A 22,173-nucleotide genomic window follows, 5' to 3' on the forward strand; every position below is an offset into this window, starting at 1 on the left:
GATGAATTGGCGCGACCATATCCATTCGAACCCCGACATTCTCGGCGGCAAGCCCGTCGTTAGGGGTACGCGGATATCGGTCGAGCTGATTTTGGAATATCTCACCGACGGTGCCAGTGTCGGTGAGATATTGGAGGCGTATCCGCACATTACCGAGCCCGACGTGCGGGCCGCGATTGCCTTCACGCACGACATGCTGGTTGAGGAAGCGGCGATCGCCCGCAAGCGCGCAGCTTGAGCGTTGCGGCTTCTCGCGGACGAGAACATGCATCCGGCGGTGGTGACGCGGTTACGCCACGCCGGATATCAGACCGAATGGATCGCGGAGACGTCGTATGGCGCGACAGACGCGAGCATATTGCAACGGCCCGACATAGGATCGCTGATATTGATCACGTTCGATCGCGACTTTGGGGATCTTATCTTCAATCAGAAGTACCCGCCGCCGCTTTCGATACTCTACACGCGGCTTAGCCGCGCACATCCCGACCAGATTGCCGAACGCCTTCTTGCCGCCCTTGATGCGGGCGTGCCGGCGGGCCAGATGATCACCCTGACGAAGAACGGTGAACGGACAAAGCCGTTTCCCGCTGGAGCACACCATGGCTGACTATGATTATGACGTCCTCATCATCGGTTCCGGCCCCGGCGGCTATGTCGCGGCGATCCGCGCGGCGCAGCTGGGCCTCCGCACCGCATGCGTCGAGAGCCGCGAGACGCTGGGCGGCACCTGCCTCAACGTCGGCTGCATCCCCTCCAAGGCGATGCTGCATGCGTCGGAATATTTCGACGCGGCCGCCAATGGCACGATGGCCAAAATGGGCATCAAGGTCACGCCCGAGCTCGATTTGCCCGCGATGCACGCGCAGCGGATCGACGCGGTCACGCAACTGACCGGCGGCATCGCCTTCCTGTTCAAGAAAAACAAGGTGACGTGGCTGAAGGGTCGCGGCGCGTTCGTCGATGCGCACACCGTGCAGGTCGGCGAGCAGACCGTCACCGCCAAAGACATCGTGATCGCGACCGGTTCCTCGGTCACCCCGCTGCCGGGCGTGACGGTTGACCAGAAGGTCGTGGTCGATTCGACCGGTGCGCTCGAACTGGCCAAGGTGCCCGAGCATCTCGTTGTCATCGGCGGCGGCGTGATCGGGCTTGAGCTGGGCAGCGTGTGGCGTCGGCTGGGGGCCAAGGTCACCTGCATCGAATATCTCGACCAGATCCTGCCGGGCTTCGATGGCGACATCCGCAAGGAAGCCAATAAGATCTTCCGCAAGCAAGGCATCGAGTTCAAGCTCTCGACCAAGGTCACCGGCGTTTCCGTGACCGGCGACACCGCCAGTATCACGGTCGAACCCGCAGCCGGCGGAGCCGCCGAGACTATCACGGCGGATTGCGTACTGGTCGCGATCGGCCGCCGTCCCAATACCGATGGCCTGGCGCTCGAAAAGGCGGGTCTTGCCACCAACGCACGCGGCCAGATCGACACCGATCACCGCTTCCAGACCAGCGTCCCCGGCATCTGGGCGATTGGCGACGTCATCCCCGGCCCGATGCTCGCGCACAAGGCCGAGGATGAGGGCATTGCCGTTGCCGAGAATATCGGCGGGCTGACCGGCATCGTGAATCACGATGTCATCCCGAGCGTGGTTTACACCTGGCCCGAAATCGCAGGGGTCGGCCTGACCGAGGAAGCGGCCAAGGCCAAAGGCGAGATCAAGGTCGGCAAGTTCCCGATGGCGGGCAACAGCCGCGCCAAGACCAATCACGAGCCCGACGGCTTCGTGAAGATCATCGCTGATGCCAAATCCGACCGCGTGATCGGCGTGTGGGCGATCGCGGTGCCCGCAGGCACGATGATCGCCGAGGCGGCTTTGGGCATGGAAATGGGCGCGACCAGCGAGGACATCGCCTACACCTGCCATGCTCATCCGACGCACAGCGAGGCGATCAAGGAAGCGGCGATGGCGGTACGCGGGAAGGCGATCCACGTTTGATCGCCCGAGGCCGTAGCGAAGCTACGGCCGAGGCTTGCCGCGATCAGACCGGCCGGCGGCGCTACGGCGCCGACCGACGGCATGGGCTTTGCCCATGCCAGTTTGGGCCGCGTCCATGATAAGCCCGCCCCGCATTCATTTCCTCGCGCAAGCGCGCTACAGGAGTGCGGATGCTCCCCCTCGCCCCCTGGCAATTCGGCTCGATTCTGCCGTGGCTCGATCTGTTCGGGATCGCCGTGTTCGCCATTACCGGTGCGCTGGCGGCGGCGGGGCGCGGGCAGACTTTCGTCACCGCCGCCTTTTTCGCGCTGATCACCGGGGTTGGCGGCGGGTCTGTGCGCGATCTGTTGATCGGTGCGCCGGTGTTCTGGGTGCATGATCCGCTGGTTGCCGCCATTTGCCTCGCGGTGGCGGTCTTGGTGTGGACGACACCGCGCGGCTGGTGGCAGGGCGCGCACGCGCCGACCTCGGCGCTCGACTGGCTCGATGGCGTGGGGCTAGCCGCTTATGCCGTGTTCGGCGCGGCCAAGGCGCTGGCCTTCGGCATCCCGCCCGTGCCTGCGGCACTGATGGGGGTGGTGACGGCGTGCGTCGGCGGTATCATCCGCGACGTGCTGGCGGGCGAACCGTCGATCCTGATGCGGCCCGAACTCTATGTCACCGCAGCCGCGCTGGCGGCGGGGCTGCACGTCGCGCTGGTCGAACTGGGCATATCGCCGACGGTCGCGGCCGGCGTGGCAGCAAGCTGTGGCTTCGCGCTGCGCGCGGCGGCGATCCGGTGGCGGTTGGGGCTGCCGGCTTATGGGGCGAAATAGCTGCCGTTAGGGAAGACGCCATACGACTTTGTGCATCGCGTGCGCTGTTGCAGGTTTTCCGTCACGGTCGATGACCGCGGCATATCTTCCCTTCTTTTTGAAAGCGCGACAGGCGGTGTCGTCCAGAGGTTTTGATCCGCTGGATTGGACGACGCGACAATCGCCAATCAGGCCGTTGGGCTGGATCGTCCATACGATCACGGAGGTGCCCTCCGAATGCGCTGCTATCGCTTCGGAGGGATAGTCGTCGGTGCTGAGCCACGTCGCAACCTCGGTGCGCGGTTTGGGCGTCGGAACGCGGTCGCGTTCGGTGGGATCGATGCCCCAGCTCTTCAGCAAATCGTCCTGGCAGGCCCTCAGCGCCGCTGCCGCGCCCGGCACGCCGGGCACCGCGAAGCTCTTTCGGGTTCCGTCGGCCAACGCGATCGATATGCTGGTCGAGCGCAGTAACTTCGCCGCGATATCGCCTTCGGCGTTCAAGGTGGTGAGGGTGTTGTTTCTGGCGGGGATGCCATAAACGGTAACCTCGCTCTGAAAGGTTTCACCCGACGGCTGCAGTGTCAGCGTACCCTTCAATTTCTGGTAGCGTTTCGCGGGGATGCCCGGCGATACCGTGATGACTTCAAGCGTGTCGCCGAGCGGAAAGGGATTGAACCCGATGGATGTGACTGCGGGCACCGTTCCATAATCCCGCGACAGGATGCAGCCAGCATTGGCATAGTCGACGGTCCACTTACCGCTTGGGACCAGCGGAGCGTCCGTCGATGTCGCGAGAACCTGCCCCAACAGCGCCACAATCGCGATCGTCTTCATGAATTGCCCCCCAGCATCTTCTTTTTTCGGATTTTAGCGGTTCGTTGCCGCTGGGCAACCGATCGTTCGCCGTTACGCGCGCATGCGTTGCTTGGCGCGGCGGATTACGCCGCCGCCCCGCCATCCATGTCATGGTCCGTCGGCTCGTCCGCGTCGCGTTGCTCGACCGCTGCTTCGCCGCCCAGCGCCGCGAAGCGTTCGTTCGCCAGCCATGCCAGCCGATCCGCCTGCGTCGCCAACGCTCGCCGCAGCCCGGCCTGCACGTCGCGTCCGGCGATGATCTGCGCCAGCCTGGCGATGGTTTGCGCGCGCCGGGCGATCCGGACATCGGGGTGTTGGCGAAGCTTGAGCACGTCGATGCTGACGATCTCGCCCTCGATCGCGGGTGGCAAAGCGCATAACGGAACGTCGGGTGGATCCTTTTCGTTGAGGATGCGGCCGAAATCGCTTTCGCTGACGAGCTTTACGAACACGCTGCGTTCCAGCGCGTTGAGGTGGTCTGCCGCGGCGCGCGCAGCGGGCACGCGTTTCGGATCGCCCTTCACGTCCTGATATTCCGGCAGCAGCCAGACCTTGATCGTGCGCACTTCGAATGGATCGAGCACCGACATCGCCACCGCATCGGTCCGCTGGTTGGTCAAATGCCGCCCGATCCGCCCGCCCACGGTTTCGCGCGTCTGGCCGACATAGATCGGCTCGCCATCATAATCGAAAAAGGCATAGACGCCCCATTTCACCGCCCCGACCGAAATCGAGACCCCGGCTTTCGTTACCGGGGCCTGATCGAAGAAATCGGAGAGTTTCTGCCGCTTGAACTGCTCGAGCGCGCGGCGCAGCTCGATCGTCTCATCGGGGGCGCTTTTGGTGCCGATGTCGGCGACCCGACGCCGGGTTGGCGATCGTGGCTCCTTAAGCAGAGGCAAGGGCGATCCCCGATTGCGTCAGCGCAGGTTCCAGCACCCATTCCGCTATGTGGCGCACGACCGGAACGACCACGCCATCGCCCGTCAAATGATAGGCATCGTTATAGCGCTCGGGCAGGCGATACGCTTCGGGCAGCCCCATCAGCCGCGCGGTTTCGCGAGCAGAGATGAGCCGCGTGCGCACCTTGCCACGCTCGACCACCAGGATCGTCTGGCGGCTGGATCCGCCACCCGGCGTGCGCAGGCATCCCGCCAGATCGAAGCGAACCTCGGCGCGCTGCACCTTCTTGCCGCCTTCGAACCGCGTGCGCTTGTAGACCGCACCAATCGCCCGCCGGGCATTGCCCGCGACCAGATCAACCTTGGCCCGGTTCCCCTTGCTCATCATCGCCAGCAGCTTCTTTGTGTCAGCAGCGCTGTGCCACGCCACATCGCCGGGGTGATCCTCGATGACATCAATGAGGCGTGCCTGGCGCGGGGCCGGGGCCGGGGCGGTGAACCACAGCCATTGCGCGCGCAGCTTTTCCGGCAGCGCGGCCTGCGCCTGGCGCAACCGCTCGGGATGCCAGCGATCGACCGCCCACGGGCTGAACACGCGTGCGGGCACCTCCACGTCGCGATCGAGCGCGATGACGAACAGGCGCGGGCGCGACTGCGGCACGAAATGCTGCGCGTCGATCACCATCGCGCCCAGCCAATAGCCGGCGTCTCCCACCGTCTGGCACAGCGCGGCGAAATCTGCGCCGTTCCGCGATGTCAGCAGCCCGCAGACGTTTTCCAGTACGATCGCGCGCGGCTTGCGACCCTGTTTGCTCAAATCCTGAATCAACTTCCAAAACGGCCAGAACGCGCCCGAGCGTGTGCCCGTCAGCCCGGCTCCGGCCCCGGCGAGCGAAAGGTCCTGGCACGGGAAGGAGGCCCACACCAAATCCGCATGACCTGGCAATTGGCCGAGGGTTACCTCGCCCACATCGCCAAGCCACAGCTCGTTCGTGCCCCAATTGTCGGCATAGGCCTTGGCCTTTTTGGGGTCGAAATCATTGGCGAACAGGCATTGCCACGTTCCGCCCAGCCCCGCGCGGGCCATTCCGCCGCCTGCGAAAAATTCGTAAAAGCCGGGCCGTTCGTTCATCGATTCACCATGCCCGATCGCTTGCCCGGTGCAAGCCCCCTGCTTGTCGATGCCGACTGGCGACGCCATGTTGGGTTTTGCCCGATTGCCATTTGCCTTTCAAGAACAAATCTGGAACACGTCCTTCATGCTGACTCATATTTCGGTGCGCGGCGCGCGCGAGCACAACCTTAAGGACGTGAGCGTGGACATTCCGCGCGATACGCTGACGGTTATCACCGGCCTGTCGGGATCGGGCAAATCGAGCCTCGCCTTCGACACGATCTATGCCGAGGGGCAGCGGCGTTATGTCGAGAGCTTGAGCGCCTATGCGCGCCAGTTCCTTGAGCTGATGCAAAAGCCCGATGTCGACCATATCGAAGGCCTGTCGCCCGCGATCAGCATCGAACAGAAGACCACCAGCCGCAACCCGCGCTCGACTGTGGCGACCGTCACCGAGATTTACGATTATATGCGCCTGCTGTGGGCGCGCGTCGGCATTCCCTATTCGCCCGCCACCGGCCTGCCGATTTCGGCGCAGACCGTCAGCCAGATGGTTGACCGCGTGATGGCGCTGCCCGAGGGCACGCGGCTGTATCTGCTCGCGCCGGTCGTGCGCGGGCGCAAGGGCGAGTATAAGAAGGAACTGCTCGAATGGCAGAAAGCGGGCTTTACGCGCGTCCGCATCGACGGCGAGATTTACGAGATCGACGAAGCGCCCGCGATCGACAAGAAACTGAAGCATGACATTGAGGTGGTGGTCGACCGCTTGGTCGTCGGCCCCGACATGGCGACGCGCCTGGCTGAGAGCTTCGAGGCGGCGCTGAAGCTGGCCGACGGGCTGGCTTATGTGGATTTGGTGGACACAACGGTGGCGGCGCTTTCTGCTCCCCTCCCGCCTGCGGGAGGGGCTGTCAAAGAGGCGCGCCAATCATTTTCAGGCGATATGCCCTCCCCCAACCCCTCCCGCGAGCGGGAGGGGAGTCTTGGTGGCGCGATGAAGGGCGCCGGCATCCCCGCCAACCGCATCGTGTTCAGCGAGAAATTCGCTTGCCCCGTATCGGGCTTCACCATCGCCGAGATCGAACCGCGCTTGTTCAGCTTCAACGCCCCCCAAGGCGCGTGCCCTGCCTGCGATGGCCTGGGCGAAAAACTGCTGTTCGACGAGGACCTTGTCGTCCCCAACCATGCGCTCAGCATCAAGAAGGGCGCGGTGGTGCCCTGGGCGAAATCCAACCCGCCAAGCCCCTATTACATGCAAGTACTGGGCAGTCTGGCGCGCGAATTCGGCTTCAGCCTGGATACGCCGTGGGAGGATCTGCCGGGCGAAGTGAAGCTGATCATCCTGCACGGCACGGGCGGCAAGCCGGTGACGCTGACCTTCATCGACGGCAAGAAGTCGTATGACGTGAAAAAGCCGTTCGAGGGCGTGATCGGCAATCTCAACCGCCGGATGCTCAGCACCGAAAGCGCGTGGATGCGCGAGGAACTCGCCAAATACCAAAGCTCCGCCGCGTGCGAAGTGTGCGGCGGCGCGCGGTTGAAGCCCGAAGCGCTCGCGGTCAAGATCGGGATGCGCGACATTTCCAGCGTCACGCGGCTGTCGGTGGTCGACGCGCTCGCCTGGTTCGAATCCGTCCCCGCCGACCTCACCGACCAGCAACGCGCGATTGCCGAGCGCATCCTCAAGGAAATCCTCGAGCGCCTGGGCTTCCTCAACAATGTCGGGCTCGATTATCTCAACTTGGATCGCACCAGCGGCACGCTGTCGGGCGGGGAGTCGCAGCGCATCCGCCTCGCCAGCCAGATCGGCAGCGGGCTGTCGGGCGTGCTCTATGTGCTCGACGAGCCCAGCATCGGCCTGCACCAGCGCGACAATGACATGCTGCTGAAAACGCTGCGGCGCCTGCGCGACCTCGGCAACACCGTGCTGGTGGTCGAGCATGACGAGGATGCGATCCGCACCGCCGATTATGTCATCGACATGGGGCCGGGCGCGGGCGTCCATGGCGGCGCGATTGTCGCGCAGGGCACGTTCGAGGAAGTGCTCGCCAACCCCAACAGCATCACCGCCGATTATCTGTCGGGCAGGCGGGAGGTCGCGGTGCCCACCACCCGGCGCAAGGGCAATGGCAAGAAACTGACCGTCCACAACGCCACCGCCAACAATCTGAAGGGCGTGACGGCCAGCCTGCCGCTCGGCACCTTCACCTGCATCACCGGGGTCAGCGGCAGCGGCAAATCGAGCTTCACGATCGACACGCTCTATGCCTCCGCCGCGCGCGCGCTCAACGGCGCGCGCGTGCTGGCGGGCAAGCATGACAAGATCACCGGCCTGCAATATCTCGACAAGGTCATCGACATCGACCAGTCGCCGATCGGCCGCACCCCGCGCAGCAACCCCGCCACCTATACCGGTGCCTTCACCCAGATCCGCGACTGGTTTGCGGGGCTGCCCGAGGCGCAGGCGCGCGGCTACAAGCCCGGCCGCTTCAGCTTCAACGTCAAGGGTGGCCGCTGCGAGGCGTGCCAGGGCGACGGGCTGCTCAAGATCGAAATGCACTTCCTGCCCGATGTCTATGTGACGTGCGACGTGTGCCACGGCGCGCGCTACAATCGCGAGACGCTGGAGGTGAAGTTCAAGGGCAAGTCGATCGCCGACGTGCTCGACATGACGGTCGAGGATGCGGTCGAATTCTTCAAGGCGGTGCCCCCGATCCGCGACAAGATGGCGATGCTCGCCGAAGTAGGCCTTGGCTATGTCAAGGTCGGCCAGCAAGCGACGACGCTGTCGGGCGGCGAGGCGCAGCGCGTCAAGCTCGCCAAGGAACTGTCCCGCCGCGCGACCGGGCAGACGCTGTACATCTTGGACGAGCCGACCACCGGCCTGCATTTCGAGGATGTGCGCAAGCTGCTGGAGGTGCTGCACCAACTGGTCGAGCAGGGGAATACGGTCGTGGTGATCGAGCATAACCTCGATGTGATCAAGACCGCGGATTGGGTGCTCGATCTGGGGCCGGAGGGCGGCGTGAAGGGCGGGGAGATCGTGGCGCAGGGGACGCCGGAGGTTGTGGCGAAGGCGGCGGGGAGCTTCACCGGGCGGTATTTGGCACCGTTGCTGGGGAAGTAGGAGGGCAAAGCGGGCGATTGCTCCGGAATGATTAAGGGCGACAAAGCCGATCCATTGCCGCTTTATGTTTATCATCCACGTGCTCAATCAGCTCGAGAAGGCATTTGGCTGCATCTGACACTTGTACCAACGTGTACGCAGAAAATGTAATTACGTCGCCGATATTCTCAGAATGAGACTCTAGTTGAGACAAGCGTTCCATCGCTTTGATACGACCTGCGTCCAACCCTGAATAATCTAGTATTATTTTATCGACTTTTGGTTCTAGTCCGGATGAGCCAGGTTCCTTGAATGCGAGAAATATATCGAGTACCTTTCTAATGGCATTTGGCATTAGATATGCGAATCTCTCGAAACCATCGGGATTTTCTGCTAATGACTTTACGAGACTATAGAGGTAATGATATTCTGACTCATAATCTCTGATCAGTCTCGGCATCTTTGTTATTGAGGATGTTCTCGTTCCATCTGCGAGAATGCCAGTCTCTATGAATAAAAAATCAGCTTCCTCTTTTTTATATTTATTAAACAACCATTTTTTTAATTCGCGCATAAAGTCGAGATTATGTGTCATAATAAATATTTGCGCAGGATTCTTAAAGGTTATTCGAATGACACTTACTACATGCGTCATAGCGCGCGCATCTAAGCTCGAAATCGGATCGTCCAAAACAACGATGGTATCCTTGATTTCTCTGCCCTCGGCCGCCAGCGAGGTTAGAAAGTAACAAAATGCCACAGCTGTCTTTTCTCCTTCGCTAAGAGGCTTTTGCGACTCTTTCCGATCTCGACAGATTCTATATCCATCGTCGACTGACTCCAAAGATATATGATCATGCCCTAGATAGCTTTTGAGATGCTTATTTAGCTCGCGTGCGGCGGGGCCGTGGGTTCTGAGCTGGGCACGTGTCTCCGATATAGCTGCCCGTATTTTTTGCAGCTTTTCACGCGACTCATCTAGAGTCTTTTTAGAATCCCGCTCATATAAAACAGCTTCAAAATACAGACTCTTATGGTCAACAAGGTAATGTCGCTTTAACTTATTTTGTGCGCTTTCTTGTTCATTAGAAAAGTTTTCGATGGACGAATTGTTATTATCTACCTCTATGTTTAGAAGTGACACCGCCTCGCGAAATTGCTCATCCCAGGATTCCGCTATCATCGCTGCATCGGCTTGCTGGTCGGGTCTAGCCCGCTTTTCACCGAGTTGCTCAAGCCACTGAGACGCTATCAATTCCCCATCTGAGAGTACGGCTATCACTGCTTTCCGCCGATTTTCGACTGCCGTTCGGAATGTCGGCAGTGTTTCAATCGGATCTGAAAACTCGCTCAAATTGTTCCTGCAATTTTGGACGAACGACGCAATTCGTTCTTGAGCCGCGTCTAGCTGTCGCGCCAAACTCTCGAAGCCCCCCGCAAGAGCTGCTTGGAGTTCAGCAATACGGCGGCCCATTAAGATGTTGCCGCAAAAGAGGCATTCCTGCTCATTTTTGTGAAGAAGCAAGCCGTCTTCAATCCAGCTCAATGCATCTTTCCTCCGCTCTAGGGCGGCTATCGCAATCTCGGCCACTTCGACGCGGAGGACCGTCGAAACGACGTTAGGTAAGTCTCCGAGTGAAAACGAGATCGAAGCGCGGGCAGATTTATTAGGTATTTCGCTTCGGTTAATTATCTCTTTTAGTGACTTGCGCTCTTCGTCTGAAAGCTTGTCATCCAAGGACAGCGTAAGCGCATCATAGTCGGCTTTCAAATTGGCGGCATTGTACCGTCTGCCGACGTTCAGCTCTTCCGCAACAAGGCGCGCAGTGTCTCTGCACCTCGTTTCCAGCGCACGGGACGCCGCACTCCATTCAGCAGAATGTAAAACGTCATTCTGAATCGCTGGTGATTCCTCCGTCTCCAATTCAGATAGCTTTTTTGCGAGGTCAGCCTGTTCCTTGCCCAGATAAATGATTGGCTTGGCAGCACCCTCTTTCCAAGTAAGTGTGCGTTCCACGTAATCTTCGTTAAAAACTGCGATATATCGAGACACTGCACTGCGCAGATCCGACGTTGATGGGTGGCTCCCATCACTCAAGGTGAACGAAAAATCGGAATTTTCAGAGAGGTTCTCGTTAAGACCATCAACACCTAGGGAATCAAGAAGGCGGGAGAGTGTCGTCTTTCCGCACCCGTTAAATCCATAAACTAAATTGAATCTCTTGAAACGATGCGGAAATTGCCCAGTCGTAACATCTGCAAAAACCCCGACGTTCTTTAGGTGTCGTATTGTATCAATTGTCGGTGTTGGCATCTCGATCTCCCACAACGGGAGATTACGCGGTTAATTGAGGAGTGGAAGTGATTTGATGCGTCTATTCAATAAGCCCATGGTGTGGGTGCGGTGACGGAGACAGGTGCGACAACCCTTTAACGGTCGTGTCACTCCGCCCGCCCCAAAACCCGCATCCCCTGCCCAGCCCAAGTCCCAACACTCGCCCGCACTCGCAAGAACAGCCAATCCGGGATCGCGCCGTAAAAGGGCGTGCCGTCGTCCAGCAGGCGCACGTCCGCCCCCGGCCAGCGGAAGCCGAGCTCCCGGCTCAACCCAGCGCCGCCCGCGTCATGCGCAACGGGTGCGGCGATCCGGGCTGACGGTCAAAGTTGCGTACAACCCCACCGCCTTCCGCAACGCGGCATTCATCCGCCCCTGCCAGCCCGGCCCATCGGGGCGAAAGCGCTCGATCACGTCGAGGTGGAGCCGCAGCGTTGGCGCTGCAAGCCTGCCTCCCCGCAATCCCCTTCTTCCCCCTCCGCTTCTGCGCTATATTCCCGCCATGCCCAAGCTCTCGCCCATCGAGTCCGAGTTCGAGTCGACCGAAGCGGCCGAAGCGCATGATCGCTGGGTACGCGCGAAGGTGGCGCAGGCGCTCGCCGAACCAGCGCCCAGTATCCCGCACGATCAGGTGATGGCCGACCTCCAAGCCGTTCTCGAAGGACACGCGCGCCGCTGATGCTGCGGCTGGTCTGGCGCCCCAAGGCGCGCCATGACCTGCTCGACATCGCCGCCTTCATCCGCCAGCGCAATCCGCTGGCAGCGCAGCGCCTGTCCGCCCTGATCCGCGACGCCGCCGAGCGCCTGCCGGAGCATCCCTACGTCTACCGCCCCGGTCGGGTGCCCGGCACGTGCGAGGCGGTGGTCCACCCCAATTATATTCTGATCTATCGGGTACTGGCGGACACCGTCGAGGTGATCACCGTCCTCCACGCCCGCCAGAACTATCCATGAACCCAGGCCGCAGCGCCCCACGACCCGCCGACGTTCTTTGACAGCACCGCACCACGGCCCCACCCCAACCCAGCGTCGGGCGAAGGGGAGGGGCCATCCGCGCCGCTACCGGTGCAGCGTCCTAATCGCGTCCACGATAACCTGCGGGCTGTGCAGCCCCTTATAGACCGGCGGCGGGGTGCGATCGAGTTTGAGCAGCGTGTACACCGCCGTCATCGCGCAGCGCACCGAATATTCCACGGTGAACACCACATCGTCGGGCTGCTCGGCATATTGGCCGAGAAAGGCGAGGTTGGTAGATCCTTCTGGCACCACCTTGGGCCGGTCCTTGCCCGTCCGCACCATGAACTGGCTGGTGATATAGGGCATTGCGCAGGGGATGCAGGTCGATGCCGCCATCACCGCCGCCTGGTCGGCCGCGCTGAAGTGCAGATGGCCGAGCACTTCCTCCAGGATCTCCGCGCCCGTGCAATCGACCATGCGCTTCTTGACGTAATCGCCGACGCGATCGTGGAACAGGCCGTACCCCCACCACACCGACACGCCCTCGGGCTGATCGGCAAAGAACGGCTGGTGATAGATGGAGAGCGTGATCAGCCAGCTCGACTCCTTGAAGGTGATCAGCCCGCCGGTACCGGGGGCGCTGCCGCTGAAGCGTTCCATCAATTGCAGGAACAGCGGGTCCTTGACCGTGACGGTGTAGGAAATCCACGAACTTTCGGCGATGTTGCCGTTGAACGCGGCGGGGTTGCCGAAGGCGGGGCGGCCCTGCGCGAGCTTCTCCCACAATTTCCACGCGCCCGAATGGTTGCTGGCGTCGAGGCCGGGGGCCTTGGTCATCGATCCGAATGCCTTGTCGGCGGTCATCGATCCGTTGGTGACGAACACGCAGTCGCCGGGCGCGACCGGAATCGCCTCGGGGCCGTGATCGGTGAGCGTGGCGATGCTGGTAACGGTGATCGCCTCGCCGCTCGCAAAGCCCAGATCCTCGACCCGCACGCCGAAGCGGAACTGCACGCCGCGTTCCTTCAGCCAGTTGACGATCGGCACGGCGAAGCTGTCATATTGGTTGAGCAGGCTGCGATAGATGCCCTCCTGCGTGTCGATCGTTGAGAAATGGTGGACGAAGCGCTGGAGGTAGCGCTTGAACTCGATCGCGCTGTGCCATGGTTCGAAGGCGAACAACGTGCACCATTCGAACCAGAAATTGCTCTGGAAGAAATGGGCCGAGAAACAATCGACGATGCGCTTGCCGTCGAGCAGATGCTCGGGCTCGGCCATGATCTTGACCAGGTCGATGCGGTCGCGCTCGGTAAAGCCCATGGTGTGGAAATCGGGGATGCTGCCGTCGCGGTTCACCAGCCGCACCTTGTTGTGCCACGGCCACTCAGCATTGGCGCGGTCGGTCTCCTCGCGCACCGAGATGCTGGGGTCGCTGGCCGAGGGGATCGAATCGAGCAGGTCGAAGGTGCATTGATACATCGCCTCGAACATGCGGCTGCCGCTCATGAAATAGCCGTTCTCGGCATCGCCATGCGCATCGAACGCGCCGCCGAACTGGTGGCTTTCCTCCAGGATCACGATGTCCTTGCCGGCAACCTGGCCGTCCCGGATCAGGAAAACCGCACCGGCGAGCGAGGCGATGCCGCTGCCGACGAAAGTATAGGTGCTCATGGGGGCGATCCTTTTCTAGCTGTTGGAGCGCGGTCTATCAGCGCCCCTGCGCGGGCGAGGAGCCTCGGAAACTACGCAGAGGGCGGGCATGAAAGGGCCGGTTCGCAACCTTTCCGGGCGCGGCGCATTTCGTCTTTACAGAATAACTGGAGGAGTTCCGAAATGCGCGCATTCACGCTCGGCTTGATCGCCGCGTCGACCCTGGTTGCCGGTTGCACCGAATATGGTGAGGGGCCGCGCCGCGGCTATGGCAATGGCGGCTATTCGCAATATGATTATGACCGGCCCGACCCTGCCTATAACGGCTATGACGCGTCGCGTTATTACCGCCAGGATGAGCGCCGCTATCAGGAACGCCGCCTCAGCTCGAACGACCGCGTCTATCGCGGCAGCGACGGGCGGTATTATTGCCGCCGCAATGACGGGACGACCGGCTTGATCGTCGGCGGTGTCGCCGGTGGTGCGCTGGGTGCGGCGATCGCGCCGGGCGGATCGGGCGTGCTGGGCGCGCTGCTCGGCGGCGTTGGTGGTGCGCTGGCCGGACAGGCGATCGACAAGAGCGACAACCGCGACGTGCGCTGCCGCTGATGTGATGTGGCCGGGCGAGGGGTGCTCTCGCCCGGCTTCCGCAAACTTACATGGGCCGGATTGCGCAGCCGTAATCCGCATCCCATATCGCTGCACATGAGCGAGAACCCAATGGTGTGGCACGGCACCACGATCCTGTCCGTGCGCAAGAATGGCCGCGTCGTCGTCGCCGGAGACGGCCAGGTGACGCAGGGCCAGACCGTCATGAAACCCAATGCGAAGAAGGTCCGCCGCCTGGGCGACGGGTCGGTGATCGGCGGCTTTGCCGGCGCGACCGCCGATGCCTTCACGCTGTTCGAGCGGCTCGAGCGCAAGCTGGAGCAGCATCACGGCGCTTTGCTGCGCAGCGCGGTCGAACTGGCCAAGGACTGGCGCACCGACAAATATCTGCGCAATCTGGAAGCGATGATGATCGTCGCCGACAAGGACGTGACGCTGATCCTGACCGGCAATGGCGATGTGCTGGAGCCTGAGGCGAGCGCCAACGGCACCGTCGCCGCGATCGGATCGGGCGGCAATTACGCGCTTTCGGCGGCGCGCGCGCTGGTCGATTACGAAGCCGATGCCGAGACGATTTGCCGCAAGGCAATGGCGATCGCGGCGGAGGTGTGCGTCTACACCAACGACCGGCTGACCGTGGAGAGCCTTGCGGCGTCTGCCTGATCCTCTCCCCTCCCGCTTGCGAGTTTCGGGTGAACGATGCCCCGCATCGTTCAGGTCAGGCTGGGAGCCTGACCGACCCGAAACTGGGCTGGGGGAGGGGCGACCACTTTCCAAAATGCTAACGCGGGTGGCGAGCGCGAGCCCTCCCCCTACCCCTCCCGCGAGCGGGAGGGGAGAAGAAGAGACCTAAAATGAACGAAGCCCTTACCCCCAAAGCCATTGTCGCCGCGCTGGACGCGCACATCATCGGCCAGGCCGACGCCAAGCGCGCGGTTGCGGTCGCGATGCGCAACCGCTGGCGGCGCCAGCAGCTCAGCCCCGAGCTGCGCGATGAGGTTTCTCCAAAAAACATCCTGATGATCGGGCCGACGGGGTGCGGCAAGACCGAGATCAGCCGTCGCCTGGCCAAGCTGGCCGATGCGCCGTTCATCAAGGTCGAGGCGACCAAGTTCACCGAGGTCGGCTATGTCGGCCGCGATGTCGAACAGATTGCGCGCGATCTGGTCGAGGAGGCGATCCGGCTCGAAAAGGAACGCCGCCGCGCCGCAGTGAAGGACAAGGCCGAAGAGGCCGCGATGGGCCGCTTGCTCGACGCGCTGACCGGTAAGGGCGCAAGCGAGGCGACGCGCGAGGCGTTCCGCCAGCGGCTGCACGATGGCCATCTGCGCGAGACCGAAATCGAAATCGAGCTGGAAGCGCAGCCCAACATGCCGTTCGAACTGCCCGGCGGTGGCGCGCAGATGATCAACCTGTCCGAGATGATGGGCAAGGCCTTCGGCGGCGGCCAGTTGAAGCGCCGCAAGCTGACCGTGCCCGCCGCCTGGGACAAGCTCGTCGAGGAAGAGGCCGACAAGCGCCTCGACCAGGATGAAGTGAGCCGCGCGGCGCTGGCCGATGCCGAGGCCAACGGCATCGTCTTCCTCGACGAAATCGACAAGATCGCGGTCAGCGACGTGCGCGGGGGTTCGGTGAGCCGCGAGGGCGTGCAGCGCGATTTGCTGCCGCTGATCGAGGGCACCACGGTCGCAACCAAATATGGGCCGATGAAGACCGACCATATCCTGTTCATCGCCAGCGGCGCGTTCCACGTCGCCAAGCCGAGCGACTTGCTGCCCGAGCTACAGGGCCGCTTGCCGATCCGCGTCGAGCTGAAGGCGCTGACCGAGGACGATTTCGTCGCGATCCTGAGCGACACCAAGGCCTCGCTGACGCAGCAATATGTCGCGCTGATCGCGACCGAGAATGTGGGCGTGGAATTCACCGCAGACGGTATCCGCGCGGTCGCGCGCATCGCCGCCGAAGTGAATGGCGAAATCGAGAATATCGGCGCGCGGCGCTTGCAGACGGTGATGGAAAAGCTGCTGGAAGATGTCAGCTTCAACGCCGAGGATCGCGGCGGGGAGACGGTGGTGGTCGATGCCGCTTATGTCGAGACGCATCTGGCGAGCATCGCTCGCAACACCGATCTCAGCCGCTTCGTGCTGTAAAAGGGGGAGGGTGCCCGCACCCTCCCCGCTTTACTTAGTCCCGCTTGGCTTGACCTTGTCCCACGGCACGAACGCGCCCAGGCGGCAGCGCGGGCCGGGGATGCCGATGCCTGAGCGTTCGAGCGTGTAGAACAGGTCGCCACGGCATAACTGACCGCCAAACACCTCGGTCACCACGATCACGTCGTTGTCGAGGCCGGGGCAGGCGTCGGGCAAGTCGTTGCGCCAGATGCGTCCGCCGTCGCGGTACAGCAAAGTGTGATCGTCGATGACCTGCGGGCTACCGATCCGGCTGGTCGACAGGCACGTCTCGGCGTTCCCCGCCACGCGTCCGGCCAAGGCCTTATCAAGATCCTTGCTGTCCGATGCCATCATCGTGGCCAGCGCGGACACGAACAGGGCAGTGCGGATCATGGTTTGCGGTACGGGATGAAGTCGCCAAAGCTGCAGCTGCCGCTCGGGATATGGCTGGTCAAATCGACGGTGCGGACGATATCGCCACGGCAAAGCTGGCTGCCAAAGGTCTTGGTCACGATCGCATCGCCATTCCGCAGCCCAAAGCAGCCGCCGCCGGTATCGGTGCGCATGATGTCGTTGCGGCCGTTCTTGTACAGGATGGTGTCGCCGACGCGGGCGGTGTCGCGGTACCGAATCGGGTCGATGCAGGTCTGCGGCTTGCCCGGCACCAGCCCGGCGAGTTGCTTGTCGAGCTCGACCTTGTCCTGTGCGGCCTGGCGCGCCTGATAGCCCTTGGTGTCGGCGGAAAGTGCGGCAGTCCCGCCGATCAGCAACGCGGCGGGCAGAAGGAATCGGTACATGGCAACGGTCCTTTTCACAGCATCTGCCCCCGCATCATCTTTACGCCAATTCGCGATTAAAAAACATCCTTCGCCGCGCGGCGCTCGGCCAGTTGCTCGGCCGAGCTGGCGCGCAGGAACGGGTTGGTGGCCAGTTCCAGCGCGATCGTGGTCGGCACGGTCGGCTCGCCCGCCGCACGCTTGGCGTTGACGTCCTTCATGCGTTCGGTGACCGCCGCATTGTCGGGCTCTGCGGCGGCGGCATAGCGGCCGTTCGACTGGGTATATTCATGCGCGCAGAACACGATCGTCTCGGGCGGCAAAACGGCGAGGCGCTGCATGTTGGCGAACATCTGCGCCGGGCCCCCTTCGAACAGGCGACCACAGCCCATCGCGAACAGCGTATCACCGCTGAACAGCAATGCATCGTCGGCCATATGGAACACGATATGCCCGGCGGTGTGCCCCGGCGTTTCGATCACGCGCGCGACGTGGGTTCCGATCTTGACGCTGTCGCCCTCGCGCAGGCCGTAATCGAGCGTGGGGATCTTGTCGGCTTCGGCCGCCGGGCCGCTGACGGTCGCGCCCAGCGCCTTGATCTCGGCATTGCCGTTGGTGTGGTCGGGGTGCCAGTGCGTGTTCCAAATCTGCGAGATGGTCCAGCCGCGCGCATTCGCCGCCGCCAAAACCGGGGCCGCCTCGCTTGGGTCGACCACGACGGTTTCATTGGCAACGGCGTCGTGCAGCAGCCACACATAATTGTCGTCGAGCGCGGGCACGCGGACGATGTCGAGCGTGGTCGCCATTACCATTCTCCGGTGTTGGGCATCGACGCCCAGGGCTCGGCGGGGGCGAGCACGCCATCCTGCAGCAGCTCGATCGAGATATTGTCGGGCGTGCGCACGAACGCCATATGGCCGTCGCGCGGCGGACGGTTGATCGTCACGCCGCCGTCCATCAGGCGCTGGCACGTCTCGTAAATGTTATCGACCTGATACGCGAGATGGCCGAAATTGCGCCCGCCCGTATAGGGCTCCGGGTCCCAATTGTGCGTCAGTTCGACTTGCGCGCTGTGATCGCCGGGGGCGGCGAGGAAGATCAGCGTGAAGCGGCCCTTCTCATTGTCGAAGCGGCGCACTTCCTCCAGCCCGAGCAATTTGAAGAAGTCGATCGTCGCGACCGGGTCGGTCACGCGAATCATCGTGTGGAGATATTTCATCGGCGCACTCCTACAGGCTTTGCCGCCCAAATAGGCATGCGCGGCGGCAAGCGCCAGCTACGGTTTGGCGTCGAACTGCGTGAGCGCCGCCGCTGCGGCCTTTCCGGGGGCGCTATCGGGACGCAGCGTCACCGCCTGATGCCAGGCCGCTTTGGCCCCGGCTTCATCCCCGGCCAGTGCGGCGATGTTGCCCGCCTCCAGCTGTACCGCAGGATCGTCGCCGCCCAGGCGCAGCGCCTCGGCAATGTCCTTCTTGGCGCGCGGCACTTCCTGCATCCGCCGCGCGAGCGTTGCCGACAGCAGCCACGCCAGCGGATCGGTCGGCACTTCGCTCAGCGCATGGTCGATATCGTCGCGCGCATTTTCCATGTCGTCGCCCGCCACCATCGCGCGCGCGCGGTCGAGATGCGCTTCGCCCAGCGACAGGCCAGTCAGCGTGCCGGTAGCCAGCGCGGCATCGAGCGCGCTGCGCGCCTTGGAGGCATCGCCCGCTGCCAGCCAGGCATTGCCCGCCTGCGCCCAGTAATTGACGGCTTGCTTGTCCTTGGCCCGCTCCGCGCCGGTCGCCGCTTTCTCGAAGGCGGCAGCGGCAGCGGACCAGCGTTGTTCGCGGCTATAGGCCATGCCCAGGCACTGGCTGGCGAGAAAGTCGCCACCCGCCAACGCCCATTGCCCCGCTTCGGCCTCGGCGGCGGCGGGGTTGGTGGTCGACAGCGCCAGGCAGCGGTCATAGCGGTCGGCACTCGGGGCAGCCGGGCCGGTTGGCCCGGTGGCGGTGCTTTGCGCAAGCGCAGCGGCGGCAAGCAGGGGCAGCAGGATCATAAAGCGCGCGTCACATCCTCGACCGCGGCGATCAGCAAGGCGAGGTCCGCCTCGCGCGACAGCCGGTGATCCCCGTCCTTGATCAGCGTCACCTGCACCTTGGCTGAACGAATCACCTCGGCGAGGCGGATGGTCCGGTTGGCGGGCACCTCGGCATCGGCCATGCCGTGCAGCAGCCGCACCGGCACGTCGATCGGGAGCCCGGAGAACAGCACGCGATTGGCCTCGCCCGATTGCCAGAAGGCACGGGTATAGACCATTGGCAGATCGGCATAGCGCCCGACCTTCTCCAGCCGCCCTTCGGACAGGATCTGCAGTTTCTCGTCGACGGTGAAGCCCCAGTCGGTGAAATCGGGCGCAGGCGCGATGCCGACCAAGGCGGCGACCTTTTCGGGATAATCGCGCGCGACCAGCAGCATCAGCCACCCGCCCATCGACGATCCGACCAGCACGGCGGGGCCTTCGACCAATTGATCGAGCATCGCCAGCACATCGTCGCGCCAACCGGCGAGCGTCTGTTCCTCGAACGCCCCCGCGCTTTGCCCGCACCCGCCATAATCGAACCGCAGATAGGCATGGCCGGTGCGCTTGGCCCAGGCTTCCAGCGCCAGCGCCTTGGTGCCTTCCATGTCCGAACCATAACCGGGCAGGAACACGACGGTGGGGCCGGTGCCCTTGGTCAAATGGTAAGCGAGGGCGGGGCGAGCGGGGGGCGGCGTGTCGGTCATGGCGGCGGGCTTAGCCGAAGATCGGGGGAGGGGAAATCGGGGGATTGCGTCGCCGCCCTTACTTCCCCGCCACAAACGCGATCACTGCCGCCTTGAATGCCTCTGGTTGATCGAGCATCACCATATGACCGCTGTCGCCGATATCGACATAGCTGATGTGCGGTGCTGCGGCATATTGCTTGCGGTAGAACGGATCGGCCATCGCCTTGGTTGGGCGCTCCGCATTCCACGGGTAGAGCAGCGTCATCGGCGTGGTGATCGACCCCAGTACCGGGCGCAGATCGGTGGTCAGGTCCTCATACATCGCTTGCGCGGTCACGCGCGGGTCAGCGGCCTTGGTCCAGGCGGTCATGCGGGCGATGCTGTTGGGCTTGATCGCAAGACCCCGCGTTTGCGCCGCCACCGCCGCGTCACTCGGCACCGTGCCATAACTGGCGGCGATGGCGTCGCGCATTTTGGCGGCTTGCGGCGCGACCATATCGGGGGTGGGGTCGATCCCCGGCGGGGCCATCAGCACCGCGAAATAGGGGAGCGAGTCGACGATCATCAACCGCGCAAGGTCGCCCGGATGCGCCTTGGCCAGCATCAGGCCGACCAGCCCGCCCATCGAATGGCCGATCACCAGCGCGCCGCGCAGTTTTTCGCGCGCGATATAGCCGTCGAGATCGGCGACGATACCGTCGAGCACGCCGGGCTGCAGATTGGCCCCAGGGTCGTCGCCGCCAAAGCCGTTGACCTGCACCAGGATGACGCGGTGCGTCTTGGCCAGTTCGGGCGCAACATCCTCCCACACCGCGCGCGGGGAGGCGAGGCCGGGGATCAGGATCACCGGACTGCCCTTGCCCATGGTGACGATCGAAAGGTGCGGCAGGCGCTGCTCGGCCGTCGTCGCCACCTGTGCCCCCGTCGGGGCGGCCTGCGTCGGCGTGGCGGGCAGCAACAGCGCCAGCGCGGCGATCAAAGCGGTTTTGCGGGCAGACATCATGCGGCGTCTCCTTTGGAGGGGCTTACGAAAATGGCTTCGATCGGAAGCGCGAACAATTCAGCGATGCGAAAGGCGAGCGGGAGCGAGGGATCGTAGCGCCCGGTCTCGATCGCGTTGACGCTCTGGCGCGATACCTCCAGCCGGTCGGCCAGGTCGCCCTGGCTCCAGCCGCGCTCGGCGCGCAGCACCTTGAGGCGGTTGATCACCGCATCGCCCTCCGCTCGCTCGCCGTGACGATCAGCGCGCCGATTCCCTGGCACGGGAACCACGCCAGCGGCACGGCAAACAGCGGCAGGTGCGGCGCGGCGGCATAGGTTTCCAGAAAGCCCCATGCCGTCGCGGCCATCATCACGATTCCGGTCGCGATCAGCGCCTTCCGAATTTCGAGCAGGCGGATATATTCGTCGCGCAGCTCGACGAAAAACTGCCCGTAAAACCAGAAGACCATCGACAAGGGAAACGCGGGCAATAACGCGATCAGCCACAGCGCTGGCCCGGTCGGGTGCAACCATGCGATCAGGAACGGCAGGGCGACGATCAGCGCCAGATAGACGATCATCGTGGGGATGACTCGGCGGACATAGGCCAATTCGGCGGGATCGCGATCGCGGGTCACAGCGCGGCGTCCGCGCCGAACAGCCGGTTGGCGCAGCGGCCAAGCCCAAGCCCGCCAAACCACAGGACTGCTACGTAAAAAGGCTCGATATGGCCAACCAGACCGAACGCCTCCAGAAACCCCCACAGCGTCGCCGCACTCAGCGCGAAACCACTGGCCCATAACGTCTGGCGGACCATCAGCATCCGCAGATATTCATCCTGTTCCTCGACCAAATACCGGCCGATCGCGACAAACACGCCGATGATCGCCAAAGCGGGTAGCGTGCCCACGATCCATGCGGCGGGGCCGGAAACCAGCTGATGCTTGAAGCAATATACCGCGCTGCACAGCGTGAGTGCGTAGAGCAGCGCCAACCAGATCGTGCGGGTTCGATAATGGCGCATGGCAGGGGTGCGTGACATGGAAAGCATCCTTTCACTCTTGTGAAGGGTACTTTACAGTCAAGTCTCCTTGTCTGTCAAGTGAGCTTTCCCATTCGCACGGTCGCCGAGACACACCCGTCCCCCGGGCATAGGGCCGGGGTGACGAAGCAGGATG

General features: G+C 63.0%; 26 protein-coding genes. 10 read left to right on the top strand and 16 right to left on the bottom strand.

The features are described from left to right. Position 1: 1 nt before the first annotated feature. The 4 genes from H4W01_RS02325 to H4W01_RS02340 all read left to right on the top strand — a co-directional run bounded on the left by H4W01_RS02325 (position 2) and on the right by H4W01_RS02340 (position 2,809). Complete coding sequence (locus H4W01_RS02325; protein ID WP_209609741.1) at positions 2–238, top strand: DUF433 domain-containing protein; 237 nt, start codon at positions 2–4, stop codon at positions 236–238. Between the two features lie 3 nt (positions 239–241). After that, a complete protein-coding gene (locus H4W01_RS02330) occupies positions 242–610 on the top strand; it encodes a DUF5615 family PIN-like protein (RefSeq protein ID WP_209609742.1) in 369 nt (122 codons plus the stop codon). Next, a complete protein-coding gene (lpdA, locus tag H4W01_RS02335; protein WP_209609743.1) occupies positions 603–1,994 on the top strand; it encodes a dihydrolipoyl dehydrogenase in 1,392 nt (463 codons plus the stop codon). Before H4W01_RS02330 ends, lpdA begins: the two co-directional genes overlap by 8 nt. A gap of 170 nt (positions 1,995–2,164) precedes the next feature. Continuing rightward, entirely contained in the window at positions 2,165–2,809 is a 645-nt protein-coding gene (locus H4W01_RS02340) for a trimeric intracellular cation channel family protein (RefSeq protein ID WP_010407064.1), read from the top strand. Between the two features lie 6 nt (positions 2,810–2,815). Here H4W01_RS02340 and H4W01_RS02345 read toward each other — a convergent pair whose 3' ends face one another. The 3 genes from H4W01_RS02345 to H4W01_RS02355 form a co-directional block, all read right to left on the bottom strand. Next, positions 2,816–3,622 (bottom strand): energy transducer TonB, encoded by an 807-nt coding sequence (locus H4W01_RS02345; RefSeq protein WP_209609744.1) that lies wholly within the window; start codon positions 3,620–3,622, stop codon positions 2,816–2,818. A 104-nt stretch (positions 3,623–3,726) separates the two neighbouring features. Next, positions 3,727–4,545, bottom strand: coding sequence for a GIY-YIG nuclease family protein (locus tag H4W01_RS02350; RefSeq protein WP_209609745.1), 819 nt, complete (start codon positions 4,543–4,545; stop codon positions 3,727–3,729). Continuing rightward, a complete protein-coding gene (locus H4W01_RS02355; protein WP_209609746.1) occupies positions 4,532–5,746 on the bottom strand; it encodes a DNA cytosine methyltransferase in 1,215 nt (404 codons plus the stop codon). The genes H4W01_RS02350 and H4W01_RS02355 overlap by 14 nt, the downstream gene beginning before the upstream one ends. Before the next feature lie 58 nt (positions 5,747–5,804). On the opposite strand from H4W01_RS02355, the gene uvrA reads away from it, so the two are divergent. After that, the gene (gene uvrA / locus H4W01_RS02360) at positions 5,805–8,786 is read left to right on the top strand and encodes an excinuclease ABC subunit UvrA (protein WP_209609747.1); all 2,982 of its coding nucleotides are present in this window, start codon (positions 5,805–5,807) and stop codon (positions 8,784–8,786) included. Between the two features lie 31 nt (positions 8,787–8,817). Here the strand turns inward: uvrA and H4W01_RS02365 are convergent, their stop codons facing one another. After that, entirely contained in the window at positions 8,818–11,079 is a 2,262-nt protein-coding gene (locus H4W01_RS02365; RefSeq protein ID WP_209609748.1) for an AAA family ATPase, read from the bottom strand. Positions 11,080–11,388: 309 nt separating this feature from the next. Beyond that, the gene (locus tag H4W01_RS02370) at positions 11,389–11,562 is read right to left on the bottom strand and encodes a BrnA antitoxin family protein (protein ID WP_209609749.1); all 174 of its coding nucleotides are present in this window, start codon (positions 11,560–11,562) and stop codon (positions 11,389–11,391) included. Positions 11,563–11,602: 40 nt separating this feature from the next. On the opposite strand from H4W01_RS02370, the gene relB reads away from it, so the two are divergent. Beyond that, a complete protein-coding gene (gene relB / locus H4W01_RS02375; protein ID WP_209609750.1) occupies positions 11,603–11,779 on the top strand; it encodes a type II toxin-antitoxin system RelB family antitoxin in 177 nt (58 codons plus the stop codon). After that, positions 11,779–12,054 carry a type II toxin-antitoxin system RelE/ParE family toxin gene (locus tag H4W01_RS02380; protein ID WP_209609751.1) on the top strand — a complete coding sequence of 92 codons (276 nt, stop codon included), beginning with the start codon at positions 11,779–11,781 and terminating at the stop codon, positions 12,052–12,054. The genes relB and H4W01_RS02380 overlap by 1 nt, the downstream gene beginning before the upstream one ends. A gap of 105 nt (positions 12,055–12,159) precedes the next feature. Here the strand turns inward: H4W01_RS02380 and H4W01_RS02385 are convergent, their stop codons facing one another. Next, the gene (locus tag H4W01_RS02385) at positions 12,160–13,728 is read right to left on the bottom strand and encodes an oleate hydratase (RefSeq protein WP_209609752.1); all 1,569 of its coding nucleotides are present in this window, start codon (positions 13,726–13,728) and stop codon (positions 12,160–12,162) included. A 162-nt stretch (positions 13,729–13,890) separates the two neighbouring features. Here H4W01_RS02385 and H4W01_RS02390 point away from each other — a divergent pair, with 162 nt between their 5' ends. The 3 genes from H4W01_RS02390 (at position 13,891) to hslU (ending at position 16,466) form a co-directional block, all read left to right on the top strand. Then, complete coding sequence (locus tag H4W01_RS02390) at positions 13,891–14,316, top strand: hypothetical protein (RefSeq protein WP_209609753.1); 426 nt, start codon at positions 13,891–13,893, stop codon at positions 14,314–14,316. Between the two features lie 96 nt (positions 14,317–14,412). After that, a complete protein-coding gene (hslV, locus tag H4W01_RS02395; protein WP_209609754.1) occupies positions 14,413–14,979 on the top strand; it encodes an ATP-dependent protease subunit HslV in 567 nt (188 codons plus the stop codon). 191 nt (positions 14,980–15,170) lie between these two features. Continuing rightward, on the top strand, positions 15,171–16,466 hold the full coding sequence (gene hslU, locus H4W01_RS02400; protein WP_209609755.1) for an ATP-dependent protease ATPase subunit HslU: 1,296 nt from the start codon (positions 15,171–15,173) through the stop codon (positions 16,464–16,466). 30 nt (positions 16,467–16,496) lie between these two features. On the opposite strand, the gene H4W01_RS02405 is transcribed toward hslU, so the two are convergent. From H4W01_RS02405 to H4W01_RS02450, 10 genes are read right to left on the bottom strand one after another with little or no spacing between them, the layout of a single operon-like run. Next, positions 16,497–16,880, bottom strand: a complete 384-nt coding sequence (locus tag H4W01_RS02405; protein ID WP_209609756.1) for a hypothetical protein — start codon at positions 16,878–16,880, stop codon at positions 16,497–16,499. Further along, positions 16,877–17,284 (bottom strand): hypothetical protein, encoded by a 408-nt coding sequence (locus tag H4W01_RS02410; RefSeq protein ID WP_010407084.1) that lies wholly within the window; start codon positions 17,282–17,284, stop codon positions 16,877–16,879. Before H4W01_RS02410 ends, H4W01_RS02405 begins: the two co-directional genes overlap by 4 nt. 56 nt (positions 17,285–17,340) lie before the next feature. Next, positions 17,341–18,069, bottom strand: a complete 729-nt coding sequence (gene gloB / locus H4W01_RS02415; RefSeq protein WP_209609757.1) for a hydroxyacylglutathione hydrolase — start codon at positions 18,067–18,069, stop codon at positions 17,341–17,343. After that, positions 18,069–18,482 carry a VOC family protein gene (locus H4W01_RS02420; protein WP_010407086.1) on the bottom strand — a complete coding sequence of 138 codons (414 nt, stop codon included), beginning with the start codon at positions 18,480–18,482 and terminating at the stop codon, positions 18,069–18,071. The genes gloB and H4W01_RS02420 overlap by 1 nt, the downstream gene beginning before the upstream one ends. 57 nt (positions 18,483–18,539) lie before the next feature. Continuing rightward, positions 18,540–19,304, bottom strand: coding sequence for a hypothetical protein (locus tag H4W01_RS02425; RefSeq protein ID WP_209609758.1), 765 nt, complete (start codon positions 19,302–19,304; stop codon positions 18,540–18,542). Beyond that, the gene (locus H4W01_RS02430) at positions 19,301–20,032 is read right to left on the bottom strand and encodes an alpha/beta fold hydrolase (protein ID WP_209609759.1); all 732 of its coding nucleotides are present in this window, start codon (positions 20,030–20,032) and stop codon (positions 19,301–19,303) included. The genes H4W01_RS02425 and H4W01_RS02430 overlap by 4 nt, the downstream gene beginning before the upstream one ends. 58 nt (positions 20,033–20,090) lie before the next feature. Beyond that, a complete protein-coding gene (locus H4W01_RS02435) occupies positions 20,091–21,017 on the bottom strand; it encodes an alpha/beta fold hydrolase (protein ID WP_209609760.1) in 927 nt (308 codons plus the stop codon). Next, positions 21,014–21,223 carry a helix-turn-helix transcriptional regulator gene (locus H4W01_RS02440; protein ID WP_209609761.1) on the bottom strand — a complete coding sequence of 70 codons (210 nt, stop codon included), beginning with the start codon at positions 21,221–21,223 and terminating at the stop codon, positions 21,014–21,016. The genes H4W01_RS02435 and H4W01_RS02440 overlap by 4 nt, the downstream gene beginning before the upstream one ends. Beyond that, positions 21,220–21,633: a hypothetical protein gene (locus tag H4W01_RS02445; protein ID WP_209609762.1), complete on the bottom strand. Its 414-nt coding sequence runs from the start codon at positions 21,631–21,633 to the stop codon at positions 21,220–21,222. Before H4W01_RS02445 ends, H4W01_RS02440 begins: the two co-directional genes overlap by 4 nt. Next, complete coding sequence (locus H4W01_RS02450; protein ID WP_209609763.1) at positions 21,630–22,037, bottom strand: hypothetical protein; 408 nt, start codon at positions 22,035–22,037, stop codon at positions 21,630–21,632. Before H4W01_RS02450 ends, H4W01_RS02445 begins: the two co-directional genes overlap by 4 nt. Positions 22,038–22,173 lie beyond the last annotated feature (136 nt).

It is taken from the genome of Sphingomonas sp. PL20 (assembly GCF_017875905.1).
GTDB lineage: Bacteria > Pseudomonadota > Alphaproteobacteria > Sphingomonadales > Sphingomonadaceae > Sphingomonas > Sphingomonas echinoides.